Origin of the sequence: Ekhidna sp. (assembly GCF_039960695.1) — a bacterium.
GTDB lineage: Bacteria > Bacteroidota > Bacteroidia > Cytophagales > Cyclobacteriaceae > Ekhidna.
Map to the genome: position 1 here is coordinate 29,701 of NZ_JBDVKP010000019.1, position 11,876 is coordinate 41,576.

Here is an 11,876-nt window from a genome sequence, read left to right on the forward strand (position 1 = left end):
ACAACTTTTTTCATGAATTTGATCATTCCGATGGCCGGAAAAGGAAAGAGACTTAGGCCACATACACTGACTACTCCGAAACCTTTAATCCCCATTGCTGGTAAGCCTATTGTTCAACGGTTGGTGGAGGATATTGCAGAAGTCACTCCTGAAAAAATCGAAAATATTGGATTTGTAACAGGCGATTTCGATGAAGAAATCAAGAACCAGTTACGAACAATAGCAACTGAAGTGGGCGCTAAAGCTCATTTCTATGTTCAGGAGACCGCAGAGGGAACAGCGCATGCCATTGCTTGCGCCAATGAAATATTGGAAGGTAGAGTCACAGTTGCTTTCTCCGACACGTTGTTTAGAGCAGATTTTAAGCTTAATCCGGAGGATGATGGAATCATTTGGACCAAGCAGATTGAGGATCCCAGTGCATTCGGTGTAGTTAAGACAAATGAAAAAGGAATTATTACTGACTTTATTGAAAAGCCGAAAGATTTCATCTCCGATCAGGCCATTATTGGAATTTACTATTTTAAAAAAGGAGAAGATTTGAAGGCCGAAATTGATTTTCTAATCAAGAACAACATCAGAGGTGGAGGTGAGTTTCAACTGACAATGGCACTTGAAAGCTTGAAAAATAAGGGCACGAACTTCACAATTGGCACGGTAAATGAATGGTTGGACTGTGGGAATAAAGCTATTACGGTGGCGTCCAATTCAAAATATCTTTCATTCCTGAAAGGGAAAAATCTAATTTCTGAAAAGGCAAGTATCGAAAATTGCGAGATTATTGAGCCGGTTTTCATAGATGAAGGTAGCTCTGTTTCGAACTCTACTATTGGACCTAATGTTTCCATAGGTAAAAAATGCAAGATTAGTAACTCTAAACTCTCTGAATCGCTCATTCAAAATAACACGACGTTAGAAGACGTTGATTTAACCAACTCAATGATTGGAAACTTCGTTAATTTGAAAAGCCAGCCCAAATCAGTTAGTTTGGGAGACTACAGCGAATGGTAAAGCAATGCGTATACTACTTTTTTCAGTACTCTTAATGACATCACTTCTTTCTTTTTCTCAAAGGAAAAAGAAGGATGTTATTATTCCTCAAACCCAAGAGGATTCGCTTAAACTGGAAGGAGTAATAGTCGAAGCTGAAAAACAATTAATTCTTGAGAATTATGCTAAGGCGTTAGAAAACTTCCATGTAGCTATGGAAATGAACTCCCAAAGCGCCGCAATCCATTTTAAAATAGCTGAGGTACTTGCCAAAAGTAATGAAGGTCAAAAGGCTCTTCCTTACGGGTTAAAAGCAATTGATTTAGATCCCGAAAACAAATATTACAGGTTAGGGCTAGCTCGTATTTATCAATCAATCGGATTCTACATAGATGCTGCAAAAACATATGAAGAGTTATTGGAAAAATTTCCTTCTGAAGAAAACGCGCTTTATGAGCTTGCTGAGCTTTATCAACTCACTGGTAGAAGAGAAGATATGTTTCGAGTGTTTGATTTAATCGAAGCTCAGCTTGGTGTCAAAGAAGAAATTACACGTGAAAAGCAGCGTATCTATATGAAAGAGGGCAAGCTTGATAACGTAATAGCAGAGTTCCAGAAATTGATTGATGCGTATCCAAATGAGGCTTCTTACAAAGCAGAATTAATTAATTTCTTAATTCAAAACAGGAGGTTAGATCTAGCCGCCAAAGCAATTGAAGAGTATGAAAGCTCTGAGTCAGCATCTTCTCGAATTACACTTATGAAAAGTGAACTAGCCTGGATGAATGGTGAGAGAGCTAAGTCACTAGATCTTTTAGAGGATGCATTTGAAACAAGTTCAATTGATTTTCAATCAAAATTTCAAATTCTTTCAAATTACTTGGGAATGAAGCCTAACCCTGCCGAAAGAAGTATTTTAACTCAGATAGCGGTAAAGCTGGCAGATCACCATCAGGATGAGTTTAAGGCTCAGGCATTTGTTGGAGATCTACTATATCAGGATGGCAAAAGTCAGGATGCAGTTCGCTACTACTTGAATTCTGTAAACCTAAGTCCTGCCAACTACTCAGTATGGCAAAATATTTTAAATATTGAAGCTGACCTCAGCCAATATGATAGTCTTGTAATCCATGCCGAAAAGGCGCTTGAATATTTTCCTAATCAGGCACTCCTCTATTATTTCTCAGGAACCGGCTATTTAATTCAAAAAGATTTTAAGAAGGCGGTAAGGATGCTGGAACAGGGGAGGAAATATACAATTGACCCCAAGTTATTAACGGTAATTTATGGGCAGTTGGGAGATGCTTATAACGGGCTTAAGGAATCAGATAAGTCCTACCAAGCTTATGATAAGGCACTTATGAATGGTCCCAATAATGACCATGTACTTAACAATTATAGCTACTTTCTGTCGCTGGCCAATGAAAATTTAGATAAAGCACTGGAGATGTCAACTCGACTTGTAGAGCAGCATCCAAACAATCCAACTTATCTTGATACCCATGGCTGGGTGTTGTATACCAACGGAAAATTCAAAGAGTCTAAAAAATATCTGGAAAAAGCAGCATCATTGGATGATGATGGCACAGTCATTGAACATTACGGAGACGTATTATTTCAGCTTGGGGAAGTCGAAAGAGCTATTAAACAATGGGAGAAAGCCAGGGACTTAGGTAACGCATCTGAATTAATAGAAAAGAAAATCGCGGATCGCAAGCTATATGAATAAGCTGATTGTAATATGTGTTATCGGTGTGCTGGCCTTATCGTCGTGTAATAGAAAGGTAGGAGCTATTTTTGGAAAGAAGTCAGAAAAACTTGAAGTCGTAGACCCACAATTCAAGTTTTTTACGGCCAAAGCTAAATTCAAATTTGATGATGGAGAAAAGGATATCTCAGCCACTGCAAACTTTAGGATAAAAAAAGACTCCATTATTTGGCTTTCGATTACGCCCGGATTTGGCATTGAGGTAGCTCGGGTACTTATGGATACAGAAAATGTTTTTGTATTGGATAAGCTCAATAAGCAGTACTATGAATATACGTTTGATGAGCTCTCCAAGGAGTATGATTTTGACTTTAATTTCAAAATGATTCAGTCTGTCATTTTGGGAAACTTGGTTGAACCTTACAAAAAACAGAAAGTAGATAAGTCTGACAATTATTTTTCTTACACTGCCTCTAAAGGGGTATATCTCTTTCATAATTTTATTGGGGCCAAGAGTATGAAACTTGAGAAAGTTGAAGTATTTGATGAGGACACAAGAAATACGATTTCAGTAAATTACAGAGATTTTATTTTGGTAGATGATCAGGTTTTTCCAAATGAAATTTCTGCAGTTATCGATTATGAATCCGAAAAAAAGCCAAATACAGAGATCAATATTTCTTACAGTAAAATGGCTATTGTGGATGGGCCAATCAGCTTCCCATATGCTGTACCAAGTAAATATGAGAAGAAGTAGATACCTCTTTATTTTACTGATTATTCCTACTCTTTTTTTTAGCATAGATACTCATGCACAGAAGACCAAAAGTCAGCTGGAAAAGGAAAAAAAAGAAAACCTCAGAAAAATAGCTGAAGCGGAGCGTATACTGAGCGAAACTGCTGATGAAAAGAAAGCCACTTTAGGACAATTACAGGCGTTAAATCAACAGATAAATGCCAGGGAATCTTTGATACGATCTATAGGCTCGGAAATTCGAATACTAGATAATGAAATCATTGATTTAAAAATCGTTGTTTCATCGCTCCAAAATGATCTCATTCAATTGAAAGAAGAATATGCCGACCAGATTTATTCATCATACAAAGCAAATAGGGGTAATAGTAAGTTGATGTTTTTATTCTCTGCCACGAATTTCAACCAACTTTTACAGCGATTAAAATATCTAGAACAATATTCAGACGCCAGAAGGTTACAGGCTGAGCAAATTGAAGTAGTAACTAAAGAGCTAAATGACCAGCGCAGCAAGGTCGAAGCGAAGCGGGCAGAACAGCAACTTTTGTTAAACCAACAAGTAAGAGAAAGCAGGAAGCTAGCCAGATCTAAGAAAAAACAATCGGAATTAGTGGCCCAGCTAACCAAAAAGGAACGTCAACTAAGAAAAGAGCTTGAGAATAGAAGAGAAGCTAATAGAAAACTAAATACCTTAATAGCTAAGATTATTGAAGATGAAGCAAGAAAATCTTCGACGGCATCTACAGCTGAAGCCGCGAGTGCAGCAGAGCTCACAAAGCTTTTTGAGTCTAAAAAGAACAACCTGACCTGGCCAGTGGGTTCGGGGTTTATTTCCGCAAAATTTGGAAAGCAGCCGCACCCTGTACTAAAAAGGATCACTGTCGTAAATGATGGAGTGGGAATTCAAACTGAAAAAGATTCTCCTGTTAGGGCTGTTTTTGAAGGGGAGGTAACACTTATCGGCACGATACCTGGAAAAAACAATGTGGTGGTTATCAGGCATGGCTCCTATTTGACCGTATACGCCCAACTAAAAAATATCAATGTTAAAAAAGGCCAAAGAGTAAGGTCCAACGATATTATAGGTGAAGTCTACACTGACCGTGACGGAATTTCGGAGCTAGAATTTCAAGTTTATAAGGGTACAACTAAGCTAAATCCGGAAAATTGGCTGGCTTTTAAATAGGCCATTGCTTGTAGGTAAATAGTAAATAATTGTAGCTTTTCTGTAAGCTGGCTGGTTTAATACTTATCTTTGTATTCTAAATCAAGGACAAATGCAATACTTACTATTTATTGGAGGTCTCGGATGGACAGAGTTTCTGATTATTGCTCTGTTTATAATCATTTTCTTCGGAGCGAAGAAAATTCCTGAGATAGCGCGTGGCATGGGAAAAGGGATAAGAGAGTTCAAGGATGCTACTAAAGAAATTAAGAACGAAATAAACGAAGGCTCTAACGACGAACAAAAGGCGTAATCCTTGAAAAATTTCCAATCCATCTCTGAAATTAGAGACGAGATAACTGCTGGTAAATTGACTGTTCATCAGTTAGTACAACATTATCTTAATCAGATCGAAGAAAAAAACGGAAGGCTAAATGCCTTCCTTTCTGTTTATGGCGACTCTGCTTTACAAAGAGCTCTCCTAATTGATAAGAAAATAAGGTCAGGAAAGGCCAGAAGGTTGGCCGGTATGATTATCGGGATAAAAGATGTTTTTGCACTTGAAGGTCATAGGCTACAATGTGCAAGTAAAATTCTCGAGGGATTTGAATCTCAATATACAGGCACCTGCGTTCAGCGTTTGCTCGATGAGGACGCAATTATCATAGGGCATCAAAATTGCGATGAATTTGCTATGGGTTCATCGAATGAAAATTCAGCATTTGGACTAGCTAGAAATCCAGTTGATGAGACTAAAGTACCTGGAGGATCTTCAGGGGGGTCCGCAGTGGCTGTTGCTTCAGACATGTGTCAGGTCTCGATAGGTTCAGATACCGGAGGATCTGTTCGTCAGCCTGCATCTTTTTGTGGTGTTATTGGGCTCAAGCCAACGTATTCACGTATATCAAGACATGGGTTAGCTGCTTACGCCAGCTCGTTCGATACCGTAGGTGTTATTTCAAAAAGTATAGAGGATGCTGCATTGGTGCTGGAAATAATGTCTGGCCCAGATGATTTTGATAGTACCATATCTAATAATCAGGTTCCGAATTATCACAAGTTTCAATCGACGAAGAAATACAAGGTTGGCTATCTAAGTGAAGCCATTTCGCACGAAAGTTTAGCTGTCGAAATCAAAGAGTCAACAAGTAAAATACTTGAGCAACTAGCTGCGCTGGGGCATCATGTAGAAGAAACTCATTTTTCAAAACTTGATTATATACTTCCAACCTATTATGTTTTGACAGCAGCTGAAGCGAGCTCAAATTTGTCACGCTATGATGGAGTGCGATATGGACGCAGAACACCAAGCAATGATCTGGAGGTGATGTACAAAGAATCCAGGTCAGATGGATTTGGTGATGAAGTAAAACGGAGGATTATGACTGGGACCTTCGTTTTGAGTGCAAGCTATTATGATGCTTACTATTCAAAGGCACAAAAAGTACGAAAGATTATTAAAGATGAAACCGAAAAATTATTTGAAGAATACGATTTTTTGATCTCCCCTACTACTCCTACCACTGCATTTAAAATTGGTGAGTTAAACAAAGATCCACTTCGAATGTATCTTGAAGATTTATATACCGTTCAGGCTAACGTTACAGGCATTCCTGCTATATCATTGCCAATAGGAATTGATAAAGACGGATTGCCAATAGGAGTTCAGGTAATGTCTAAAAGCTTTAATGAGTTAGAATTGCTTGATATTTCAAATCAAATCATTACTTTCAAAGATCAAAATAGATAGGATATGATACGAAAATGGTTCCTGACAGGGATTATGTTCATTTCATTAGCAGCGAAAGGACAGGAATTTCAGCTTACTGAGGTAATTCCTGACAATACGTACGATGAGATTGCGGATCGGATGTCGTGTATTGAAAAAGAAGTGCCGCTTGTTTTCAATGAGCGGGTCAAGGCCTTTATAGAATATTTTGCTGTAAAGGACCGGGAATACACCAAGGATATCATCCGCAAAAAGGAGCTTTATTTTCCCCTATTTTCAGAAACTCTTGCGCGCCACAACATGCCTGATGAGTTGAAGTACCTGGCGATAGTTGAATCAGGCCTCAGACCGAACGCAATTTCCAGGGCAAATGCTGTTGGCTTATGGCAGTTTATTTCTTCAACAGGGAAAATGTATGGATTGCATAGCAACTGGTATGTAGATGATCGGATGGATCCGGTAGAAGCTACCGATGCTGCTGCCAGACATCTTAGGGATCTTTATAGGATGTTTAATAGTTGGGAACTTGCCTTGGCAGCTTACAATTGTGGTCCGGGTAATGTCCGAAAGGCTATTCGAAGAAGTGGCTATAAAAAGGAATTTTGGGAAATTTACAGATACCTTCCACGAGAGACGCGATCATACGTTCCTCAATTTGTAGCAATTACCTACCTATTCAACCACTTGGAAGAACATGGTTTTGAGGAGCAGCCTGAGATGTATTATCCAGAAATGGATACCATAATGATTTCACAATATTTTCATGTTGAGACATTTTGCAATCAATTAGGCCTTTGCCTCGATGATATGCTTTTGTGGAATCCACAAATTAAGCGAGGTGCACTACCGGAAGGAACAAAAAACTTTGCACTAAAAATTCCTGTAGAATGGAAGGAAGAGATTGTATCCAACAGAAACCATTTATATGATACAGCCTCAAAAGTTGGTAAAGAGCACTTGGACTATTTGGCACGAAATACCCCAGGTAGTACCTATGGAAGAGAGCGACTTTATTACAGGGTGCGGAGTGGAGATGTTCTGGGAACAATAGCCAGACAATACGGAGTTCGTGTTTCTGATATCAGATCCTGGAATGGAATCAGAGGGAACCTAATAAGAGTAGGTCAAAGGTTGAGTATTTGGGTGTTGCCTACTTATAATTCACAAACCAAGAATCTCTATGCCTCATCATCTTCACCATCAACTCCAACGGCCACAACCAAAAAAGCGACAGTTCCGGAGAATTCTTCAGGTAAATTATATACCGTGAAGTATGGAGATTCCTTATGGAGCATAAGTAAGAGTAACAACACAAGTATTGAAAAATTAAAGCGAGCGAATCAACTCAGTTCAAATGTGATAAAACCAGGTCAGTCGCTTGTAATACCCAATTAACTATTCTTCAGATTCAGGTAACCAGCTTTAATCGAACGGAATAGTTTTTGCTTGGTTTGTTCCGGATTTTAAATAATATCTAATGTACAAATACATATTTCTATTCATCGCAATCACTTTTAGTTGCAGTGAGGCGGCCAGGGAAAATAGAAGAAAAGACATGCTTCCAACCGCAAGAGGAGAAGCAGATGAAATCATTCTGGTAGTTGATTCAACCCTTTGGGCAGATACCCTTGGTCTTTCTGCTGAATTGAAAAAAACATTCACGGCTCCAATGTTGGGACTGCCTCAGGATGAGTCACTATTTAATGTAAGTAAGGTCAATCCCCGAAGGCTGAATTCAGTTCTTAAGTCTGCCAAGAATATGGTTTTTGTTATGACATTAGATAGCAAGACAGCAGATAGTCGAGTGCTTCGGCAATTCTTTACCGATCAATCCCTGAATCAAATCAAGCGAGATACTTCCATGTTTATGCGATCTCAAAGAGACTTATTCGCCAAAGGACAAACGGTGATGTTTCTGTTCTCATCGACAGAAGATCAGCTAGCTAAGAAAATCAATTACAATAGATCGCAGATTCGTGAGTTCTTTGAAACTTCCGCACGAGAAACAATTAAAGAAAAACTGTTTAATAGCCCCAAAAAGCAATTAGCTAATCGAATTAAGGAAAGTCACAATGTTGAGCTGACGGTTCCGTATGGTTGGGAAAAAGCACGAGATCTCAAAAATTTTGTTTGGTTGAGAAAAATGGATGCAGAAACCGAGCAAAGCATTTTCATATACTACGAGCCATATACCGATCAGGGGGTCTTCAATGAGATAGGTGAGTTTAGGGATAAGGTCACTGAAACGAATCTCTATGATGGGGAAAACCCAGATGTGTATATACAGCGACAAGAAATTATTCCAGTTTTCACAGAGCGAGTTAATTTCAACGGTCATTTTGCTGTCGAGGCAAGAGGACTATGGAAAATTAGTGACAATTCCCGTGGGGGTCCTTTTTTAAGTTATACAATTGTTGACGAAGAAGAGGGGCTGATTTATTACATTGAAGGCTATGTGGATTCTCCTGGAACCAGAAAAAAACACCTTGTTCGGGAACTTGAAGCAATCTTATCCACATTTAAAACCAAGAGTGATATTGCCACCACTCCAGATCCTTCTTAATCTTCCGGAATAATTGCTTATTCCTTTTTAGTTGGTGACCTTTGAAGGTTGGACAATCGTCCAATCCAACTTTAACCAATTGCGGATGAGTACAACGAAGATTAGACCTAAAGAAGCATTAGAATATCACTCAAATAAACCAGCCGGAAAGATTGAAGTAAACTCTACCAAATCGGTGAGTTCTCAACATGATTTGGCACTTGCTTATTCACCAGGAGTTGCTGAACCGTGTAAAGAGATTGCCGAAAATCCAGATGATGTTTACAAATACACTGCCAAGGGAAATCTAGTAGGTGTTATTTCCAATGGAACCGCAGTTTTAGGATTAGGAAATATTGGGCCTGAGGCTTCCAAGCCTGTAATGGAGGGGAAAGGAGTATTATTCAAAAAATTCGCTGGAATTGATGTGTTCGACATTGAAATTAATGAAGAAGATCCGGATAAATTCATAGAGATTGTAAAGTCGCTGGAGCCTACGTTTGGTGGTATCAACCTTGAAGATATTAAGGCCCCTGAAAGCTTCAAAATAGAACAAACGTTGAGGGAGCAAATGAGCATACCAATCATGCATGATGATCAGCATGGTACGGCCATTATTTCCAGTGCAGCACTTTTGAACGCCTTAGAAGTTGTCGATAAGAAAATTGAGGATTTGAAGATCGTAGTGAGTGGGGCAGGTGCTGCAGCCATTGCTTGCACCAACCTTTATGTCTCTTTGGGAGCTAAGAAAGAGCATATTCTCATGGCTGACAGCAAAGGGATCCTCAATGAGAGCAGAAAAGGACTCGATGAGATCAAATCCAAATATGCAACTAAGCAAAAAATAGATTCGCTTGAGGATGCGATGAAAGGTGCGGACATGTTCCTCGGATTATGTATTGCAGATGTGGTAACACCCAAGATGTTGAAATCTATGGCGGACAATCCCATTGTATTTGCATTGGCTAATCCCAATCCAGAGATAGCTTATGATCTGGCCATAAAAACCCGGAAAGATGTCGTAATGGCCACAGGTCGTTCTGACCATCCAAATCAGGTTAATAATGTTCTTGGTTTCCCATACATCTTTAGAGGTGCACTCGATGTAAGGTCTACCGCCATTAATGAAGAGATGAAACTCGCTGCAGTTAAAGCGATTGCAGAGCTGGCTAAAGAGCAGGTTCCTGATATTGTGCTTAAAGCATATGGAAAAGCAAGTATCAAATTTGGGAGTGATTACCTGATCCCTAAACCTATGGATCCAAGATTGATAACCACTATTTCTCCAGCTGTAGCCAAGGCAGCCATGGACACAGGTGTGGCTCGAATCCAAATTAAGGATTGGAAAAAATATGAGGATGAATTACTTGAACGAGTTGGATTAGATCAACGATTGATTTCAAGATTTGTCTATCGTGCTCGACAGAATCCTAAAAAAGTAGTCTTTGCTGAAGCTGACCATGTCAATATCTTGAAAGCGGCGCAAATGACGCTCGATTCAGGCATTGGTACGCCAATTCTAATGGGTAAACAAAAAATTATAAAAGGCCTCATTGAGGAACATGAACTAGATGCAATTAAAGATTGCGATATCATCGACCCAAACGAGCATATAGATAAAGTTGAAGAATACGCTGCTGAGTATACAAAAATCCGTCGCAGAAAGGGAATGACTATGCACTTGGCCCGCAAAGCCATGACTAGTCGTACGTACTTTGGAATGATGATGGTAGAGAAAGGTGAAGCGGACGTCCTCATCTCTGGCCTATCTAATGACTATCCTAAAACCGTATCGCCAGCACTACAGATTGTTGGAATGGAAGAGGGTGTTAATAAAGTGGCTGGAATGTACATCATGAATACTCCACGAGGCAACTACTTCTTCGCTGATACAACGGTTAATATGAATCCAACTGCGGAAGAGTTAGTTGGAATAATTGGCTTAACACATCGCGCTGTTAAGTTCTTCGATTATGAGCCAAAAATTGCCGGATTATCGTTTTCAAACTTTGGCTCTGCGAAAGGAGATGTGCCACAGAAAATGGCAAAAGCAGTTAAGCTAGCGAAAGAAAAATGGCCTAGCATGATAATAGATGGGGAAATTCAAGCGAATGTGGCACTAAATAAAAACTTACTTGAAGAACTTTATCCATTTAGTGACCTGAAAGGACACAGTGTTAATACACTGATATTCCCTGACCTTCAGTCAGGAAATATTGCTTATAAAACCTTAATGGAAATTGGTGGAGCAGAAGTTATCGGACCTATTTTGATGGGAATGAAAAAGTCTGTTCAGGTCCTTCAATTGGGTAGCTCAGTAAAAGAGATTTATAATATGGTGGCGATTGCCGTTGTTGACGCAGGCGTGGAAAATAGAGACGGCTTATGATTACATACTTAAAAGGGCGTTTGGCATTCAAGGACCCAACCCATTTGGTCGTTGATGTTGGAGGTGTCGGATACGAAGTAAAAATAAGTCTCATCACCTATTCTCAGGTAAAGGATAAGGAAGACATTTTAATTCAGACCTATCTCCATGTAAAGGAGGATTCTCACACCCTTTTTGGTTTTTATGAAAAATCAGAAAAGAAGAGATTTCTTGATTTACTTTCCATAAATGGAGTTGGACCAAGTACTGCGCTCATGATACTGTCATCTCTTGATGCAAAAGAATTACAAGCAGCCATCATTCAAGAGGACGTCAAAACCATCCAATCAGTAAAGGGCATAGGTGGAAAAACAGCGCAACGAATTATCCTTGAATTAAAGGATAAAATGAAAAAAGAAGGATTACTTGATAAATCTGTTGAAATTCAGCCACGGTTTGATAATACACTTCGTTTTGAGGCGTTATCAGCCTTGACTACTTTGGGAATAAATAAGTCTGCAGCTGAAAAAACTGTTGATAAGATTTTGAAAGAACACGGAGAGGAGATTAAACTTGAAGAATTAATCAAGCAAGCACTAAAGCGGTCATAACCTAATCTA

General features: G+C 39.2%; 10 protein-coding genes. All 10 read left to right on the top strand.

All coding sequences use genetic code 11. The annotated features are described in order from the left end of the window. The first annotated feature begins 12 nt into the window (after positions 1-12). The 10 genes from ABJG98_RS13840 to ruvA all read left to right on the top strand — a co-directional run bounded on the left by ABJG98_RS13840 (position 13) and on the right by ruvA (position 11,867). On the top strand, positions 13-1,011 hold the full coding sequence (locus tag ABJG98_RS13840; protein WP_348280130.1) for a sugar phosphate nucleotidyltransferase: 999 nt from the start codon (positions 13-15) through the stop codon (positions 1,009-1,011). Between the two features lie 4 nt (positions 1,012-1,015). Then, on the top strand, positions 1,016-2,719 hold the full coding sequence (locus ABJG98_RS13845) for a tetratricopeptide repeat protein (protein ID WP_348280131.1): 1,704 nt from the start codon (positions 1,016-1,018) through the stop codon (positions 2,717-2,719). Further along, positions 2,712-3,455 (top strand): DUF4292 domain-containing protein, encoded by a 744-nt coding sequence (locus ABJG98_RS13850; RefSeq protein ID WP_348280132.1) that lies wholly within the window; start codon positions 2,712-2,714, stop codon positions 3,453-3,455. Before ABJG98_RS13845 ends, ABJG98_RS13850 begins: the two co-directional genes overlap by 8 nt. Further along, the gene (locus tag ABJG98_RS13855; protein WP_348280133.1) at positions 3,442-4,638 is read left to right on the top strand and encodes a peptidoglycan DD-metalloendopeptidase family protein; all 1,197 of its coding nucleotides are present in this window, start codon (positions 3,442-3,444) and stop codon (positions 4,636-4,638) included. The genes ABJG98_RS13850 and ABJG98_RS13855 overlap by 14 nt, the downstream gene beginning before the upstream one ends. Positions 4,639-4,729: 91 nt before the next feature. Further along, a complete protein-coding gene (gene tatA / locus ABJG98_RS13860; RefSeq protein WP_348280134.1) occupies positions 4,730-4,930 on the top strand; it encodes a twin-arginine translocase TatA/TatE family subunit in 201 nt (66 codons plus the stop codon). A 3-nt stretch (positions 4,931-4,933) separates the two neighbouring features. Continuing rightward, complete coding sequence (gene gatA / locus ABJG98_RS13865) at positions 4,934-6,367, top strand: Asp-tRNA(Asn)/Glu-tRNA(Gln) amidotransferase subunit GatA (RefSeq protein WP_348280135.1); 1,434 nt, start codon at positions 4,934-4,936, stop codon at positions 6,365-6,367. Between the two features lie 3 nt (positions 6,368-6,370). Further along, entirely contained in the window at positions 6,371-7,741 is a 1,371-nt protein-coding gene (locus ABJG98_RS13870) for a LysM peptidoglycan-binding domain-containing protein (RefSeq protein ID WP_348280136.1), read from the top strand. A gap of 82 nt (positions 7,742-7,823) precedes the next feature. Then, positions 7,824-8,909, top strand: coding sequence for a DUF4837 family protein (locus tag ABJG98_RS13875; RefSeq protein ID WP_348280137.1), 1,086 nt, complete (start codon positions 7,824-7,826; stop codon positions 8,907-8,909). 85 nt (positions 8,910-8,994) lie between these two features. Next, positions 8,995-11,277 (top strand): NADP-dependent malic enzyme, encoded by a 2,283-nt coding sequence (locus tag ABJG98_RS13880; RefSeq protein ID WP_348280138.1) that lies wholly within the window; start codon positions 8,995-8,997, stop codon positions 11,275-11,277. Beyond that, the gene (gene ruvA, locus ABJG98_RS13885) at positions 11,274-11,867 is read left to right on the top strand and encodes a Holliday junction branch migration protein RuvA (RefSeq protein WP_348280139.1); all 594 of its coding nucleotides are present in this window, start codon (positions 11,274-11,276) and stop codon (positions 11,865-11,867) included. The genes ABJG98_RS13880 and ruvA overlap by 4 nt, the downstream gene beginning before the upstream one ends. Positions 11,868-11,876: the final 9 nt, after the last annotated feature.

What these genes read in the sequence shown, in the direction of transcription:
- ABJG98_RS13840 (WP_348280130.1), top strand. Translation starts at nt 13, where the DNA reads ATGAATTTGATCATTCCGATGGCCGGAAAAGGAAAGAGACTTAGGCCA.
- ABJG98_RS13845 (WP_348280131.1), top strand. Translation starts at nt 1,016, where the DNA reads ATGCGTATACTACTTTTTTCAGTACTCTTAATGACATCACTTCTTTCT.
- ABJG98_RS13850 (WP_348280132.1), top strand. Translation starts at nt 2,712, where the DNA reads ATGAATAAGCTGATTGTAATATGTGTTATCGGTGTGCTGGCCTTATCG.
- ABJG98_RS13855 (WP_348280133.1), top strand. Translation starts at nt 3,442, where the DNA reads ATGAGAAGAAGTAGATACCTCTTTATTTTACTGATTATTCCTACTCTT.
- tatA (WP_348280134.1), top strand. Translation starts at nt 4,730, where the DNA reads ATGCAATACTTACTATTTATTGGAGGTCTCGGATGGACAGAGTTTCTG.
- ABJG98_RS13870 (WP_348280136.1), top strand. Translation starts at nt 6,371, where the DNA reads ATGATACGAAAATGGTTCCTGACAGGGATTATGTTCATTTCATTAGCA.
- ABJG98_RS13875 (WP_348280137.1), top strand. Translation starts at nt 7,824, where the DNA reads ATGTACAAATACATATTTCTATTCATCGCAATCACTTTTAGTTGCAGT.
- ABJG98_RS13880 (WP_348280138.1), top strand. Translation starts at nt 8,995, where the DNA reads ATGAGTACAACGAAGATTAGACCTAAAGAAGCATTAGAATATCACTCA.
- ruvA (WP_348280139.1), top strand. Translation starts at nt 11,274, where the DNA reads ATGATTACATACTTAAAAGGGCGTTTGGCATTCAAGGACCCAACCCAT.